The sequence below is a fragment of the Massilia sp. SYSU DXS3249 genome (assembly GCF_053668055.1).
This window is the reverse complement of record NZ_JBSIPX010000026.1, coordinates 34,641-51,149: the sequence shown is the minus strand read 5'-3', so window position 1 is coordinate 51,149 and position 16,509 is coordinate 34,641. Positions and strand designations below refer to the sequence as shown.

The window sequence follows — 16,509 nt, the reverse complement described above, 5'->3', positions numbered from 1 at the left end:
CGGGCGACACCGCGCCGCCCTCCCCCCCGCCCGGCGCCCGGGGCCGCGGCGCCCGCCCCCCCCCCCCCCCCCCCCCCCCCCCTCCACCCTACATCAACGGTACGCCACTCTCTTGGCGATTCAACCACACCTGTTAACACCCCCATAATTCCACCTTCATAACGACGATATCGAATCGTCATCGAACACGCATCCAGCCCACAGTTTGACCTCGCTACGCCCCGTGGAGCTTGCATGCTCCAGTGCATGATGTTATGTTGAGACCTCCGGGAAACCGTCGTTTCCGCCAGCTAACCTTCTCGTCTCCAACTATGCCACTGAACCGCCGCCCACAGATCATGTCGTCCGCGTTGAAAACGCTTACCGCAGCGGTCGCAAGTGCAGTGCTGCTGACGTCGGCGGCGAATGCGGCGGGGCTGGGGAAGCTGACCGTGCTGTCCGCGCTCGGCCAGCCGCTGCGCGCCGAGATCGAGCTGACCTCCGTGTCGAACGACGAAGCGGCCGGCCTGGTCGCCAAGCTGGCCAGCGCAGACGCCTACCGCGCCGCCAACATCGAACTCAATCCGGCCCTGCTGTCGCTGCGCTTCGCGGTCGAGCAGCGCGGCGGCCGCCAGTTCGTGCGCATCACCTCGCCGCAGCCGCTGAACGAGCCTTTCGTCGACCTGCTGCTCGAACTGTCCTGGAATAACGGCCGCCTGGTGCGCGAATACACCTTCCTGCTCGACCCGGCCGAACTGCGCAGCACCCAGTCGGCCCAGGTGGCGCCGGCCCCGGCTGCAAACGGCAACCGCGCCGCGCGCGGCACCGCCGCCACGCAGGCACCGGCGCCGGCAACCGAGACCGCCGCCCGTCCGCAGCGCAGCGCGCGCACCGACGAGAGCCCCGGCGAAGCGGCGCCTGGCGCCCGCGCGCCGGTGGCCGGCTCCGCCCCATCGCGTTACCGCGTGCGCAGCGGCGACACCCTGAGCCGCATCGCCGGCCGCATCAAGCCGGTCGACATCTCGCTCGACATGATGCTCGTCGCCCTGTACCGCGCCAATCCGGACGCCTTCATCGGCAACAACATGAACCGCCTGAAGTCGGGCCAGATCCTGACGGTGCCGAATGCCGACGCGCTGCGCGGCCTCGACGCCGGCGACGCGCACGGCACCGTCGTCGCGCACGCGGCCGACTTCAACGCCTACCGCGCCAAGCTGGCCGGCCAGGTCGCTACCAGCACCCCGGCGCGCGAGCCGCAGGCGGGGCAGAGCGCCACCGGCCGCATCACGGCCAAGGTCCAGGAACGCCCGACCGCCGCCAACGAGTCGGCCGACCAGCTGCGCCTGTCGAAAGCCGCGCCGCAGGCGGGCGGCGCCACCGCCGCCGCCGAAGACCTGGTGGCCAGGGAGAAGGAACTGGCCGATGCCCAGCAGCGCGTGAAAGAACTCGAGAAGAACGTCAACGACCTGGAAAGCCTGATCACCGTCAAGAGCCAGACCGGCGCCGCCGCGACCCAGCGCGCCGCCGGAACGCCTGCAGCGGCTGGCGCAGCAGCGGGCGCCGTGGCGACGCCTCCGGCCGCCGCGCCCGCCCAGCCGGCCGCGGCCCCCAAGATCAAGCCGGCACCGAAAGCGGCGCCGGCCGAGCCGGCCGAGACCAGCTTCGCCGACACGGTAATGGACAACATCACCTACCTGGGCGCCGGCGCGGCCGTGCTGCTGCTGGCCGCGCTCGGCCTGTCGCAGCGCCGCCGGAAAAAAGTGGAGCCGAAGGCGGCGCCCGCCAACGTCCCGACCATCCTCGGTACCGCTGCCCAGCCGGCGCAGTCGCTGTTCGCCGAAACTGGCGGCCAGAACGTCGACACCCACGACAGCGTGTTCAATTCCAGCTTCGCGCCGTCGGCCAGCCAGCTCGACACCAACGAAGTCGATCCGCTGGCCGAGGCCGAGCTGTACCTGGCCTATAACTTCGACACCCAGGCCGAAGACATCCTGAAGGAAGCCCTGCGCAACGATCCGCTCCGCCACCCGGTGCGCCTGAAGCTGCTCGAAATCTACGCCGCCCGCAAGGACGTGCGCGCCTTCGAAACCCAGGCGACCGAACTGTACAGCCTCACTGGCGGCAAGGGCGACGAGTGGGCGCAGGCCGCCGCGCTCGGTCACACGCTCGACCCGGCCAACCCAATGTATGCGCACGCAGCCGGCGGCATGGGCAGCGCGGCAGCCATGGCCGGTGCCGGTGCGGCCGGTGCTGCCGGCCTTGCGGTGGCGAGCGCCGAAGCCGGCCCGCAGACCATGCTGTCGCAACAGCTGGAGCAGGCTTTCCGCAGCCGCGACGATACCCCGGAGATGATCGAGCCGGCATCGACCGTCGACGCAGTGACCGGCACCTCGCTCGACAAGGGCTTCGATCTCGACAGCTTCGCGCTGGGGAACGAGGCGACCGCGCTGCCGCAACTGCACGACACCGCGGCCCCGGCGGACGCCAAGGCGGACGACAACTTGCTCGACTTCGACCTCGGCGGCCTGAGCTTCGAGCCCGTCTCCGCGACCGAGCCGACCCTGGCGGCGCGCGCAGAAGACCCGACCGCCGTGCCCGACCTGCAGTTCGACATGGAGCCGTTCGCGCCGCTCGACCCGGCCTCGGGCACCCCGGCGCTCGACATCGCAACCGATCCTGCACCGGTGGCGACCGCTAGCGAGAGCCTGGACGACCTCGCTTTCGACATGAATTTCGGCACCCCCGACAATGCGTCGGCCGCGGCGCCGGTCACGGACGACGACGCCCTTGCCATCGACCTGTCGAAGAACGGTCCGAACACCGATATCGACATGGCCCAGCTGGCGCGCGAGTTCGAGCTGCCGCCGCTGCCGGAAGCGCCGGACGCTCAGCCCGCCAGCGACCTGAAGGATCCGCTGTTCGACCTCGACGCCATGGACTTCGGCCTGGCCGACACGACCCAGCCCGTCCCGGCCGCCGAGCGTCCGGAGCCGGTCTTCGACTTCGGCTCGACCGACCTCGATCTGGAACCGGTGCAGCCCGTCCAGGCCGAAGCGGACACCGCGAAAGACCCGCTGTTCGACCTCGACATGATGGACTTCGGCCAGCCCGCCGCCCCCTCCATGCCTGCCACGGCCGCCGCACCCGCAGACGCGATGGACGATCCGTTCGGCCTGGGCGACCTGCCGGCGCCGGCGCCCATGCCGATGCCGACCCCGGGCACCCCGGCGCCGCGTTTCGACATGTCGGGCCTCGACCTTGACCTGCCGGGCCACGACCTCGACCTGACAGCCCAGCCGGCGGCGGAGTCCGGGCAGGGCGGCACCGTCGAACTGACGGCCGCGCAGATGGAGATGGAAACCAAGCTGGATCTGGCAATCGCTTACCAGGAGATCGGCGACAAGGAAGGCGCGCGCGAGCTGCTCGACGAAGTCATCAAGGGTGGGAACGTCGAACAGTCCAGCCGTGCCAGCGCCATGCGCGCCCAGTTGGCGTGACCCGGATCGCACTCGGGCTCCAGTACATCGGCACCGGCTGGAGCGGTTATCAAAAACAGCCTTCGCGCGACACCGTCCAGGACGCGCTCGAAATCGCCCTCGAAAAATTCGCCTGCGCGCCGATCCACACCACCTGCGCCGGCCGCACCGACGCCGGCGTGCACGCGGTCGAGCAGGTGGTCCACTTCGATACGGAGCTGAACCGCTCCCCGCAAAGCTGGGTGCGCGGCACGAACACCTTCCTGCCCGATTCGATCACCGTGCGCTGGGCCGCCGAAGTGCCGCCGGACGCCGAAGGCCAGGATTTCCATGCCCGTTTCTCGGCGCGCTCGCGCACCTACCATTACATCCTGTACAACAACGCCAACCCCTCGGCGCTGCTGGCCGGGCGCGCCGGCTGGGTGTTCCGCCCGCTGGACGTGGAGCGCATGCGCGCCGCCGCCCGCCACCTGATCGGCACCCACGACTTCTCGTCCTTCCGCGCCTCCGGCTGCCAGGCGAATACGCCGGTCAAGGACATGCAGGAGATCGGCATCGAGCGGCGCGGCGACATCATCGTCTTCACCGTGCGCGCCAGCGCTTTTCTGCACCACATGGTCCGCAACATCGTCGGGGCGCTGATCTATGTCGGCACCGGCCGCAACGAGCCGGACTGGATGGCCGAGGTGCTGGCCGCGCGCGACCGCGACGCCGCCGCGCCCACCTTCATGCCCGACGGCCTGTATTTCGCGAAAATCGATTACGATCCGAAGTGGGGACTGCCGCAGGAGGCAGTCTCGCCACTCCCCTGGTTATAGAGCGCCTGACAAAACCCATGGCGGCGTTGCGTGGCCTCGCCGTACTAGCGTACTGTCTCGGCCCCGCGCCTTGCCCTGGGATTTGTCAGACACTCTAAAAGGTTGGAATATGCAGCACCGCACCCGCATCAAAATCTGCGGCATCACGCGCGAGGAAGACCTGCGCGCCGCCTGTGACGCAGGGGCCGACGCGCTCGGCTTCGTGTTCTACCCGAAGAGCCCGCGCTACCTGACGCCGGAGCGCTTCGCCGCGCTCGGCCCCTTGCTGCCGCCGTATGTCTCGTCTGTTGCGCTGTTCGTGAATGCGAGTGTCGACGCCGTCCAGGCGGTGGTCGATGCTGCGCCGGTTGCGCTGCTGCAGTTCCACGGCGACGAAACGGCAGAGGAGTGCGCGCGCATTGCCGCGGCGGTGAAGCGCCCCTTCGTGCGGGCCTTCCGCGTCAAGCCGGACACGGCGCCGAATGAACTGCTAGAATGCGAGCTCGCATACCGCGCCGCCAGTCCCTGGTTCACGGGCCTCCTGCTCGACACCCACGTGGACGCCTACGGCGGCGCCGGAAAGGTCTTCGATTGGTCAGTTATTCCAAAAGAGCTCGCGCCTCGGGTCGTTTTGAGTGGTGGCTTGAGCGTGCAAAACGCCATTGAGGCGGTAGCACGCGTACGCCCCTGGGCGGTCGACATCAGCAGCGGTGTCGAAGCGTCCAAGGGGATCAAGGACGCCCGCAAGATCGCCGACTTCGTCGCGGCGGTGCGGGCAGCCGATGCCATCATTGAAAGCGAGCACCCATATGAAACCGATTCAGGAAGCAGCCCTGGAAGTGACCCAGGAAGCACAAGCTGAGCGCGGCCCCGCCGCATTGTTCCAGACCACCGACTACCAGTTCCCCGACGCGCGCGGCCACTTCGGCCCCTACGGCGGCTCTTTCGTCGCCGAGACGCTGACCCACGCGCTGGCCGAGCTGAACGACGCCTACGCGCGCTATTCGCACGACCCCGAGTTCCTCGAAGAATTCCGCTACGAGCTGGCGCACTTCGTCGGCCGCCCATCTCCCGTCTACCACGCCAAGCGCTGGTCGGAACTGGCCGGCGGCGCCCAGGTCTTCTTCAAGCGCGAAGACCTGAACCACACCGGCGCGCACAAGATCAACAACGTCATCGGCCAGGCCCTGCTCGCGCGCCGCATGGGCAAGAAGCGCATCATCGCCGAAACCGGCGCCGGCCAGCACGGCGTCGCCACCGCCACCATCTGCGCACGCTTCGGCCTCGAGTGCGTGGTCTACATGGGCAGCGAGGACGTCAAGCGCCAGGCTCAGAACGTCTACCGCATGAAACTGCTGGGCGCGACCGTGGTGCCGGTCGAATCGGGCAGCAAGACCCTGAAGGACGCGCTCAACGAAGCGATGCGCGACTGGGTCACCAACATCGAAAACACCTTCTACATCATCGGCACCGTGGCCGGCCCGCACCCGTATCCGATGATGGTGCGCGACTTCCAGTCGGTGATCGGCGAGGAGTGCCGCGTGCAGATGCCGGAGATGACGGGCCGCCAGCCCGACTACGTCGTCGCCTGCATCGGCGGCGGCTCGAACGCGATGGGCATTTTTTACCCGTATATCGACGAGCAGGGCGTGAAGCTCGTGGGCGTCGAGGCGGCGGGCGAGGGACTCGATTCGGGCAAGCACTCGGCCTCGCTGACGGCGGGCTTCCCGGGCGTGCTGCATGGTAACCGCACGTATTTGCTGCAGGACGCGAACGGCCAGATCATCGAGACCCACTCGGTGTCGGCGGGCCTGGACTATCCGGGCGTCGGTCCCGAGCACGCCTGGCTCAAGGATTCGGCACGCGCCGAGTATGTGTCGATCACGGACGACGAAGCGTTGGCCGCCTTCCACGACTGCTGCCGCATCGAAGGCATCATCCCGGCGCTGGAATCCTCGCACGCGATCGCCTATGGGGTGAAACTGGCGGCCACGCTGCCGAAGGACCAGCTCATCCTGGTCAACCTGTCGGGGCGCGGCGACAAGGACATGCATACGGTGGCGCAGCGGATGGGGTTGGATTTCAGCTGAGTTGGTTGAACGCACAATCCACTGTTACCGACTACCGAACCGATAAAACACCCATGTCCCGAATCGAACAAACTTTCGCCGCCCTGCGCGCACAAAACAAAACCGGCCTTGTCACCTTCATCACCGCTGGCGACCCCGGCCCCGACCTCACGGTGCCCCTGATGCACGCGCTGGTCGAGGGCGGCGCCGACGTGCTGGAGCTGGGCGTGCCGTTTTCCGACCCGATGGCCGAAGGCCCGGTCATCCAGCGCGCCTGCGAGCGCGCCCTGACATTCGGCATCGGCCTGTCCGACGTGTTCAATATGGTGCGCGAATTCCGCCAGACGAACCAGACCACGCCGGTCGTCCTGATGGGCTATGCCAACCCGATCGAGCGCATCGGCCCCGACAGCTTTATCCAGCACGCGAAAGACGCGGGCGCCGACGGCGCCATCGTCGTCGACTATCCGCCGGAAGAGTGCGAAGCCTTTGCCGACGCCATGCGCGAGAACGGGCTCGACCTGATCTTCCTGCTGGCCCCGACCTCGACCACCGAGCGCATCCGCCAGGTGGCGCGCTACGGCAGCGGCTTTTCGTATTACGTGTCCCTGAAAGGCGTGACCGGCGCCGGCAGCATCGATACCGAAGACGTGGCGCGCCGCGTGGCGGCCATCCGCGAACACGTCAGCCTGCCGATCGGCGTCGGCTTCGGCATCCGCGACGCGGAAACGGCGAAGGCGGTGGCCTCGGTGGCTGACGCGGTCGTGATCGGCAGCCGCATCATCCAGGAGATCGAGAACGCCGGCGCGCAGGCGGCGGTGCCGGCGGTGCAGTCTTTTGTCGCCGGCATCCGGGCTGCGCTCGACAGCTGAGCCGGACCGCGGTGACTTTCCGCACCCCTGCCTGAGATGCATCAAGCAGGGTAGGGCGACATATGCATGGGGCGGCACTCCCTGCTGGGGTAAGGTCATATTTCCTTACTTCAACTTGGAGCCAGTTACATGAAGAAGCAGATTCAACGCGTTTCACCAATGCAGAACGCCAAAATGATGGCCGCGCTTTATCTGGTGATGTCCCTGCCGGTACTGGGGATGTTGTGGGGATTCGCCGCAGCGACCGGGCAGGCGGGCGTCACGGGCGTCATGCTGGTGGCATTTCCGCTGGGATACGCGCTGGGCGGGTTCATCTTTACGCTGATCGCCGCCTGGCTCTACAACCTGGTCGCTTCGGTTGTCGGCGGCTTCGAGTTCACGACGAAAGAAATCGCCGGGTAAGGCAGGTCGCCTTCCCGCAGCGGGAGATCTCCTGCAAAGCCGGCAGCGGGCATTCCGCTGCCGGCTTTTTTACTTGTCGCCTTGCTACTGCGTACGGTACATTAACCGCACTCAATCTTGCATGGAAGACACATCATGAAGAAGCAAATCGCCAGCGTCTCGGTCCTGCACAACGCCAAGCTCATGGCGGTCATCTACCTCGTCATCTCGCTGCCCGTGGTCGTGCTGATGGCCATTCCCATGGTCATGCAGGAGGGTTTCAGTGCTTCCTTAATGGCAATTGTTCTCATGCCCGTGCTGTACACCGCGTTCGGTTTCGTGTTCACCCTGTTCGGCGCATGGGTGTATAACGGGATTGCAGCGCGCGTCGGCGGCTTCGAATTCACTACGGTCGAGATCGGTAAAGACTGATTGCCGGCGATTTGACTGTCAATTTGATTGCAAGACAGGCAAGCGGTGACAAGCCCGGCGCTTGCGGCTACACTACGCCCCATTCAAGAATTGCCGCAAAGGAGAGAACATGAGTTGGTTGGAAAAATTGCTGCCCCCACGGATCCAGCGCTCCGATGCCGCCAATCGCAAGACCATGCCCGAGGGCCTGTGGGTCAAGTGCCCGTCGTGCGAAGCGGTGCTGTACCGCGCCGACCTCGAGTCGAACCTGCATGTCTGCCCGAAGTGCGACCACCACATGCGCATCCGCGCCCGTGACCGCCTCGACGGATTGCTCGACGAAGGCGGCCGCTACGAGATCGGCCAGGAAGCGTTGCCGGTCGACACCCTGAAGTTCAAGGACAGCAAGAAGTATCCTGACCGACTCAAGCAGGCAATGGACGCCACCGGCGAAACCGACGCGCTGATCGTCCAGGGCGGCTCGATCATGAGCCTGCCGGTTGTCGTGGCCTGCTTCGAATTCGAATTCATGGGCGGCTCGATGGGTTCCGTCGTCGGCGAGCGCTTCGCGCGCGGCGCCCAGATCGCCCTGGAACAGAAAGTGCCGTTCATCTGCATCACCGCCACCGGCGGCGCCCGCATGCAGGAAGGCCTGCTGTCGCTGCTGCAGATGGCCAAGACCACCGCCATGCTGACCAAGCTGTCGGAAAAGAAACTGCCGTTCATCAGCGTGCTGACCGACCCGACCATGGGCGGCGTGTCGGCTTCGTTCGCCTTCATGGGCGACGTCGTCATCGCCGAACCGAAGGCGCTGATCGGCTTCGCCGGCCCGCGCGTGATCGAGAACACCGTGCGCGAAAAGCTGCCGGAAGGTTTCCAGCGCGCCGAGTTCCTGGTGCAAAAGGGCGCCGTCGACATGATCGTCGACCGCCGCAAGATGCGCGAAGAAATCGCCCGCCTGCTGGCCCTGCTGCAGAACCAGCCAGCCGAAGTCGTCGCCTGATCATTGGGGCGTCTAAGAAAAGCCCCATGGCTGCGTTGCATCGTCTCGCCGTACTCACGTACTGTCTTCGACGATGCGCCTTGCCCTGGGACTTTTCTTAGACGCCCCTAACTGCATTACGGCCGGCACCTGCAGAGCAGGGCGCCGGCTTTTTCATTCTTACGTTTTCAACGCCCATGATGTCCAATCTCCCCACCACCTTGCCCGACTGGCTGGCCCTGATCGAGTCGCGCCACGCCGAAACCCATATCGACATGGGCCTCGATCGCGTGCGCGCGGTCAAGGAGAAGATGAACCTGCAATTCGACTGCCCCGTCATCATGGTCGCCGGCACCAACGGCAAGGGCTCGACCTGCGCGATGCTCGAGTCGATCCTGCTGCATGCGGGCTACCGCGTCGGCCTCTACATCAAGCCGCATTTCCTCGACTTTAACGAGCGCGCCCGCATCAACGGCGAGATGGCGACCGACGCCATGCTGGTCGAGGCCTTCGATTTCGTCGAAGCGCAGCGCGCAGACGTTTCGCTGACCTACTTCGAGTTCACGACGCTGGCGATCATGCACCTGATCTCGAAGGCGGGCGTGGACGTCGCGATCCTGGAAGTGGGCCTGGGTGGGCGCCTGGACGCGGTGAACGTGGTCGACGCCGACGTCTCCATCGTCACCAGCATCGACATCGACCACAGCGACTACCTGGGCGACACGCGGGAGGCGATCGGCTTCGAGAAGGCCGGCATCTTCCGTCCGGGCAAGGCGGCGATCTGCAGCGACCCGCTGGCGCCGCAGTCGCTGATCCAGCACGCGGCCGACATCGGCGCGGACCTGTGGCTGATCGGGCGCGATTTCAACTTCCAGGGCGACCAGCAGCAGTGGAGCTATGGCGGCCGCACCCAGCGCCGCAATTCGCTGGCCTATCCGGCCCTGCGCGGCGCGAACCAGCTGCTGAACGCCTCGGCCGCGCTCGCCGCGCTCGAAGCGCTGCGCATGCAATTGCCGGCCGGCGCGCAGGAAGTGCGCACGGGCCTGGCGCTGGTCGAGCTGCCGGGGCGCTTCCAGGTGCTGCCGGGACGGCCGACGACGGTGCTCGACGTGGCCCACAACCCGCACGCGTCCGCAACGCTCGCGCAAAACCTCGGCAACATGGGCTTCCACCGTTACACCTATGCCGTCTTCGGCATCATGGAAGACAAGGACATCGAAGGCGTGCTCGCGCCGATGGCGGGCTTGATCGACCACTGGTGCCTGGCCGAGCTGCCTTCGCCACGCTCGGCGAAGGGCGACAGCCTCGCCGAAAAGGTAGCCGCGCTGCGTCCCGCCGGCGCCAAGGAGAGCGATTTTTCGGTGACCGCATTCGCCGACCCGGCCGCGGCATTCGCAAATGCGGTGAGCCGTGCCGAGGAGAATGATAGAATTGTGGTCTTTGGTTCGTTCTACACCGTCGCCGGCGTGATGGCGGCCCGAAAAAACTCACTTCACTGACATAAGACGCATGGGCTTGTTCTCGATCTTCAGCAAAAACAAGGGAGACAGTACCGCCCAGGACAGTGGCCGAGTGTCGCGTGACTTCGCCCGCGACGATGACGACTACGGCCAGCAGGCCCGCGCCAAGCGCGCGTCGCACGCGAACGAAGCGGGGGCGGGTGGTTCGCGCCGCAGCCGCAGCGGCGGCGATCCGATGCTGCCAGAGAAGAAGCGCGCGCGCCGCCGCCTGGTAGGCGCCATTGCGCTGGCCCTGGCTGCCGCCGTCGGCCTGCCGATGCTGCTCGACTCCGAACCGCGTCCGCTGGCGGGCGACATCGCCATCCAGATTCCCTCGAAAGAAAAGGCTCCGGCGCTGCCGATGCCGTCCACTCCCGTGGCGGCTGCCGACAGCGTCGACCAGGACGAGGAAATCATTGCGCCAGTGCCTGAGCCGGCCCCGGCCGTGGCGCCGCCCGTGAAGACCGTCGAGGCCCCGAAAATGATCACGGACGACGCGCCGGAAGTCAAAAAGCCGGCACCGGAACCGAAGCCAATCGAGCGCAAGCCCGAACCGAAACCGGAGCCTAAGCCCGAGCGTAAGGTCGCCGAAAAGCCGGTCGAAAAGCCTGCGCCAAAGAAACCCGAAGAAAAGCCTGCTGCGCCGCGCACGAAGGATGCGGACGCTGCCCGCGCCTTGGCGCTGCTCGAGGGCAAGCCTGCCGCGAAGCCGGCCGAAGCCGAGAAGAAGCCGGAGGCGGCCCAGCGCTACGTGGTGCAGGTGGCCGCGCTGGCGACCGAGGAAAAGGTCGCGGAACTGCAATCGCGCCTGCGCGCCGCCGGCGTCAGCTCGACCACCCGCAAGTCGGGCGCCCTGATCAAGGTGCAGGTCGGTCCTTTCGGCAGCCGCGAGGAAGCAGAGAAGACCCGGGCCAAACTCAGCGGCCTCGGCATCGGCGGCTTCCTGGTGCCGGTGTGAAGCTGGTAGTGGCGGCGTGACGATTTTCGATTATCTGGTATTGTTCGTGCTGGTGTCCTCGGTTGTGATCAGCACCCTGCGCGGCCTGGTGAAGGAAATCCTGTCGCTGCTGGGCTGGATCGTGGCCTTCGTCGTGGCCAATGCCTACGGCGCGCGCCTGGCGGTGTTGCTGCCGGACATGATCCCCGGCGAGACGGTGCGCCTGATCGTCGCCTTCATCGTCCTGTTCCTCGGCGTGCGTATCCTGATGGGCCTGCTGTCGCTGGCGCTCGGCGCACTGATCGAAGCAAGCGGCCTGTCGCTGGCCGACCGCGGCCTGGGCGGACTGTTCGGCCTGGCGCGCGGCATTGTGATCGTGCTCGCCGCCGTCATATTGTGTTCCATGACCGCCATCCCCCAACAAGCATTCTGGAAAGACGCGCTGCTGTCCCCGCTGGCCGAGGCCGGAGCGCGCACCGTCAAACCCTTCCTTCCCGCTGCGTTCGCGCAGCACGTGCGGTTTTGACATTCGATTTGAAGTTTTCTGTAACAGCATTCTGTTCTTAGGAGCGCACCATGTGTGGCATCGTCGGCGTCGTCTCGCAAACTCCCGTCAACCAGCTGTTGTATGACGCATTGCTGCTGTTGCAGCATCGCGGCCAGGACGCGGCGGGGATTGCAACCAATCACAGCAGCATGTTCTCGATGTACAAGGCCAACGGCCTCGTGCGCGATGTGTTCCGCACCCGTAACATGCGTTCGCTCCAGGGCAATACCGGCATCGGCCACTGCCGCTATCCGACCGCCGGCTCGTCGAGCGAGGAAGAGGCGCAGCCCTTCTATGTCAACGCGCCTTTCGGCATCACCCTGGCCCACAACGGCAACCTGACCAACCAGGCGGAACTGAAGGAGGCGCTGTTCCGTAACGACCGCCGCCACATCAATACGAATTCCGACTCGGAAGTGCTGCTCAACGTGCTGGCCCACGAGATCCAGGAAGCGGCGAACGGTTATTCGCTCGACGCCGAGGCTGTGTTCAAGGCGGTCGGCATTGTCCACCGCCGCGTGCGCGGCGCCTATGCCGTCGTGGCGCAGATCGCCGGCCACGGCATGCTTGCCTTCCGCGACCCCTACGGCATCCGCCCGCTGTGCCTGGGCATGAACGACGGCGAGAACGGCGTCGAATACATGGTCGCCAGCGAATCGGTGGCCCTGGAAGGCATCGGTTTCCGTTTCGTGCGCGACATTGCGCCAGGCGAGGCGATCTTCATCGGCGAGGACGGCCGCCTGCACGAGCGCCAGTGCGCGGAAAACCCGTCGCTCAACCCTTGCGCCTTCGAATACGTCTACCTCGCGCGCCCGGACTCGGTGATCGACGGCGCCTCGGTCTACGCGACCCGCCTGAAGATGGGCGAATACCTGGCCGACAAGATCCGCAAGGAAATCCCGGTCGAGGAAATCGACGTCGTCATGCCGATCCCCGATTCCTCGCGCCCGGCCGCCATCCAGCTGGCGCTGAAGCTCGGCGTCGAATACCGCGAAGGCTTCATCAAGAACCGCTACATCGGCCGTACCTTCATCATGCCGGGGCAGGGCATGCGCAAGAAGTCGGTGCGCCAGAAACTGAACGCGATCGCCTCCGAGTTCAAGGACAAGAACGTGCTGCTGGTCGACGATTCCATCGTGCGCGGCACCACCAGCCGCGAGATCGTGCAGATGGCGCGCGACGCCGGCGCCCGTAAAGTGTTCTTCGCCTCGGCCGCGCCGCCGGTGCTGTTCCCGAATGTGTACGGCATCGACATGCCGACCCGCGACGAGCTGATCGCCCACGGCCGCACCGTCGAGGAAGTGTGCGCGGAAATCACGGCCGACCGCCTGGTCTACCAGGATGTCGACGCCCTCAAGCGTGCTATTTCCGACGTCAATCCGGCGCTGACCAACTTCGAGGCGTCCTGCTTCGATGGAGTGTACGTGACGGGCGACGTGACCCCGGCCTACCTCGACAACCTGGAAACGGCGCGCCACAACGGCGGCAAGGGCGTGTCGCAGGAAGACGTGGTGCGTACCCAGCTGAACCTCAATCCGGCGGTCGCCGCCGAGTAATGTCACGGGCCTGCCCATGAGCGAACAGAAACAGTACGGTTTCACCACCACGATCCTGCACAACGACCGCCGCAAGGCGATCGAGCAGGGCTCGCTGCACAAGCCGATCCACACCTCGGTGGCCTTCGGCTACGGCGACGCGCGCCAGCTTGCCTCTGTGTTCCAGGGCAAGGAGCCGGGCTTCCGCTACGGCCGCCAGGGCAACCCGACGGTCGCCGCGCTGGAAGACAAGATCACGAAGATGGAAGACGGCGTGGCCAGCCTGTGCTTCGGCACCGGCATGGCGGCCATCGGCGCGCTGTTCCAGGCGCTGCTGCGCGCCGGCGACCATATCGTCTCGTCGAGCTTCCTGTTCGGGAACACCAACAGCCTGTGGCAGACGGTGGCCGGGCAGGGTGTCGGCGTCGATTTCGTCGACGCCACCGACGTCGCCAACGTGGAAGCCGCCCTGCGCCCGGAGACGCGCCTCGTGTTCGTCGAGACGGTCGCCAATCCGCGCACCCAGGTGGCCGACCTGGCCCGCATCGGCGAGCTGTGCCGCGAGCGCGGCATCCTGTACGTGGTCGACAACACGATGACCACGCCCTGGCTGTTCCGCCCGAAGGCGGTCGGCGCCGGGCTGGTGGTCAATTCGCTCACCAAGTCGATCGGCGGGCACGGCATCGCCCTGGGCGGCGCCCTGACCGATACCGGCCTGTTCGACTGGAGCGCCTTCCCGAACATCGCCGCCAACTTCCGCAAGCAGCCGGCAACGGCCCAGGGCATGGCGCAATTGCGCGCGAAGGCCCTGCGCGACTTCGGCGCCGCCCTCGGCCCGGAAGCGGCCCACCACATCGCCGTCGGCGCCGAAACGCTGGCGCTGCGCATGGAACGCACCTGCGCGAATGCGCTGGCGCTGGCGCAGATGCTGGAAGCCGACGAACGTGTCGCTGCCGTCCACTACCCGGGCCTGGCCTCGCATCCGCAGCATGGCATCGTGCGCGAGCTGTTCCGGGCCGGCGGTTCGCTGCTGAGCTTCGAGCTGAAGGAGGGGATCGACTGCTTCGATTACCTGAACCGCCTGCAGCTCGCAATTCCCGCCAGTAACCTGGGCGACACCCGCACGCTGGTGATCCCGGTCGCGCACACGATCTTCTTCGAGATGGGCGCCGAGCGCCGCGCCAGCATGGGGATCGCCGAATCCCTGATCCGGGTGTCGGTCGGCATCGAAGACACCGGCGATTTGCTGGACGACTTCCGCAGCGCGCTGTCCGCCTGAACGCTTGCCTTGCCACGACGGGGAACCATGAACAAGAAGATGATGCTGGTGGCCGGCCTGCTGCTGGCCGGGCTTGCCCACGCGGGCGAGCTCGACGACGCCAAAGCGCTGTTCGAGCAGAAGAAGTATCCGGAAGCATTCAAGCTGTACACCAAACTGGCCAACGCCGGCAACGTCGACGCCCAGCAGCACCTGGGCCAAATGTACTGGTACGGCGAGGCCGGCACGGTCGACGAGGACAAGGCCCGGATGTGGTTCCAGAAGGCTGCGGCCAAGGGCAACAAGGTGGCGGCGGCCTCGCTGGACGTGATGCAGCAGCGCGTCGCACGCCGCGCGGACATCGAGCACTGGGTCAGCCGCTACGACGGCACGGACCTGAAGTCAGGCAAGTTCGCCTGCGCGGCGCCGCGGATTCCGGCGGTCTCCAAGCAGTCCGAGGAAATCGACCGGGTATCGAAGGCGATCGCCAAGTGGCAGGACTGCTACAACGGATTCGTGACGAACCTGAACGCGGTCTCGCCCTTAGCCGAGCGCATTCCTGCCGATATCGCCAAGCTGATGAATGCCTCGGAGACCGAGCGTGCGCACAAGCACCTGGCGCAGGTACAGGAAAACCTCGCGGAAGAGGCCAAGGTCAGCGCCAAGCTGGTGCTGGCCGACGTCGCCGTCTGGCGCCAGGCGACCGAGGCGTATGTGGGCGAGCACAATGCGATCATCAAGAACTTGCCGAAAGACGACTCGCTGCGCAAGTAAGCGAAGTCCACCGGTTGCCGCCTTTCGTAGGGTGGGCACTTGTGCCCACGCGGTATCACCGTCCGCTGTAAGGCGACATTGCCGCCAAGTGGTAACAATTCGATTTACGAACGCCGGACCGCGTGGACTCGAGAGTCCACCCTACAAGTGCAATACCCGGAAAAAAGGCCGCTGAACGCGGCCTTTGTCACATCAAGCTCAATGCCAGCTGCGCATCAGCCCGACCGCCAGCCCCTCGAGCGCGAACTCGTCGCCCGGTTCCACGCGAATGACCTTGAAATCCGGATTTTCCGGCAGCAGCTCGATCAGTTCGCCCGTCTTGCGGTAACGCTTGACGGTGACGTCCTCGCCGATGCGGGCGACGACGATCTGGCCGTTCTTGGCGCTGTCGATTTTCTTCACGGCGAGGAAGTCGCCGTCCATGATGCCGGCGTCGCGCATCGACCAGCCGCGTACCTTCAGCAGGAAGTCGGGGCGGGCGCCGAACATGGCGGGGTCGACGTTGTAGGTGGCTTCGACGTGTTCCTGGGCCAGGATCGGCGAACCGGCGGCGACGCGGCCGACCAGCGGCAGCGACATCAGCAGCGCGGCAGGAACGTGCGGTACCGGTGCCGGCAGCGAAGAGCCGATCAGGCGGATGCCGCGCGAGGTGCCGGAAACGATTTCGATCGCGCCTTTGCGGGCGAGCGCCTGCAGGTGCTCCTCGGCGGCGTTGGCCGACTTGAAGCCCAATTCCTTCGCGATCTCGGCACGGGTCGGCGGGAAGCCGGTGTTGTCGATCGCTTCCTTGATCAGGTCAAGGATCTGTTGTTGCCTTGCGGTGAGCTTGAGCATGGATCTGCCACGGGTGGGTTAATGATTCAGACTGTATTTTTGTACAGTATTTCGGCGAATGCAAGGGAAATCACGAAAAATTAACGATTTCCACCCGGGAAGTTGTAGCGGCGGGGCGACGATGGCCCAGGATTGTGTTGACGCCCGTATCGCGTTAT

15 protein-coding genes are annotated in these 16,509 nt (G+C 66.0%); 14 read left to right on the top strand and 1 reads right to left on the bottom strand.

Annotated features, from left to right (window positions below; all coding sequences use genetic code 11):
• Positions 1-350 precede the first annotated feature (350 nt).
• The 14 genes from ACWCIA_RS21915 to ACWCIA_RS21850 all read left to right on the top strand — a co-directional run bounded on the left by ACWCIA_RS21915 (position 351) and on the right by ACWCIA_RS21850 (position 15,517).
• Positions 351-3,476: a FimV/HubP family polar landmark protein gene (locus ACWCIA_RS21915; protein ID WP_454166601.1), complete on the top strand. Its 3,126-nt coding sequence runs from the start codon at positions 351-353 to the stop codon at positions 3,474-3,476.
• Positions 3,473-4,273 carry a tRNA pseudouridine(38-40) synthase TruA gene (gene truA, locus ACWCIA_RS21910; RefSeq protein ID WP_454166600.1) on the top strand — a complete coding sequence of 267 codons (801 nt, stop codon included), beginning with the start codon at positions 3,473-3,475 and terminating at the stop codon, positions 4,271-4,273. Before ACWCIA_RS21915 ends, truA begins: the two co-directional genes overlap by 4 nt.
• A 109-nt stretch (positions 4,274-4,382) precedes the next feature.
• On the top strand, positions 4,383-5,114 hold the full coding sequence (locus ACWCIA_RS21905) for a phosphoribosylanthranilate isomerase (protein WP_454166599.1): 732 nt from the start codon (positions 4,383-4,385) through the stop codon (positions 5,112-5,114).
• Positions 5,062-6,342, top strand: a complete 1,281-nt coding sequence (trpB, locus tag ACWCIA_RS21900) for a tryptophan synthase subunit beta (protein ID WP_454166598.1) — start codon at positions 5,062-5,064, stop codon at positions 6,340-6,342. Before ACWCIA_RS21905 ends, trpB begins: the two co-directional genes overlap by 53 nt.
• Positions 6,343-6,395: 53 nt before the next feature.
• On the top strand, positions 6,396-7,193 hold the full coding sequence (gene trpA / locus ACWCIA_RS21895; RefSeq protein WP_454166597.1) for a tryptophan synthase subunit alpha: 798 nt from the start codon (positions 6,396-6,398) through the stop codon (positions 7,191-7,193).
• Positions 7,194-7,322: 129 nt separating this feature from the next.
• Positions 7,323-7,595 carry a hypothetical protein gene (locus ACWCIA_RS21890; RefSeq protein ID WP_454166596.1) on the top strand — a complete coding sequence of 91 codons (273 nt, stop codon included), beginning with the start codon at positions 7,323-7,325 and terminating at the stop codon, positions 7,593-7,595.
• Between the two features lie 135 nt (positions 7,596-7,730).
• Entirely contained in the window at positions 7,731-8,006 is a 276-nt protein-coding gene (locus ACWCIA_RS21885) for a hypothetical protein (protein ID WP_454166595.1), read from the top strand.
• Positions 8,007-8,115: 109 nt separating this feature from the next.
• Positions 8,116-8,988 (top strand): acetyl-CoA carboxylase, carboxyltransferase subunit beta, encoded by an 873-nt coding sequence (gene accD / locus ACWCIA_RS21880; protein WP_454166594.1) that lies wholly within the window; start codon positions 8,116-8,118, stop codon positions 8,986-8,988.
• Between the two features lie 179 nt (positions 8,989-9,167).
• Complete coding sequence (gene folC, locus ACWCIA_RS21875; RefSeq protein WP_454166602.1) at positions 9,168-10,466, top strand: bifunctional tetrahydrofolate synthase/dihydrofolate synthase; 1,299 nt, start codon at positions 9,168-9,170, stop codon at positions 10,464-10,466.
• A 73-nt stretch (positions 10,467-10,539) separates the two neighbouring features.
• The gene (locus ACWCIA_RS21870) at positions 10,540-11,424 is read left to right on the top strand and encodes an SPOR domain-containing protein (RefSeq protein ID WP_454166593.1); all 885 of its coding nucleotides are present in this window, start codon (positions 10,540-10,542) and stop codon (positions 11,422-11,424) included.
• A 16-nt stretch (positions 11,425-11,440) separates the two neighbouring features.
• Positions 11,441-11,929 carry a CvpA family protein gene (locus ACWCIA_RS21865; RefSeq protein WP_454166592.1) on the top strand — a complete coding sequence of 163 codons (489 nt, stop codon included), beginning with the start codon at positions 11,441-11,443 and terminating at the stop codon, positions 11,927-11,929.
• A gap of 50 nt (positions 11,930-11,979) precedes the next feature.
• Positions 11,980-13,506, top strand: a complete 1,527-nt coding sequence (gene purF, locus ACWCIA_RS21860) for an amidophosphoribosyltransferase (RefSeq protein ID WP_454166591.1) — start codon at positions 11,980-11,982, stop codon at positions 13,504-13,506.
• A gap of 16 nt (positions 13,507-13,522) precedes the next feature.
• Positions 13,523-14,764 carry a cystathionine gamma-synthase family protein gene (locus ACWCIA_RS21855; RefSeq protein ID WP_454166590.1) on the top strand — a complete coding sequence of 414 codons (1,242 nt, stop codon included), beginning with the start codon at positions 13,523-13,525 and terminating at the stop codon, positions 14,762-14,764.
• A 27-nt stretch (positions 14,765-14,791) separates the two neighbouring features.
• Positions 14,792-15,517 carry a tetratricopeptide repeat protein gene (locus ACWCIA_RS21850; RefSeq protein ID WP_454166589.1) on the top strand — a complete coding sequence of 242 codons (726 nt, stop codon included), beginning with the start codon at positions 14,792-14,794 and terminating at the stop codon, positions 15,515-15,517.
• Positions 15,518-15,715: 198 nt separating this feature from the next.
• On the opposite strand, the gene lexA is transcribed toward ACWCIA_RS21850, so the two are convergent.
• Positions 15,716-16,351, bottom strand: a complete 636-nt coding sequence (gene lexA / locus ACWCIA_RS21845; RefSeq protein ID WP_454166588.1) for a transcriptional repressor LexA — start codon at positions 16,349-16,351, stop codon at positions 15,716-15,718.
• Positions 16,352-16,509: the final 158 nt, after the last annotated feature.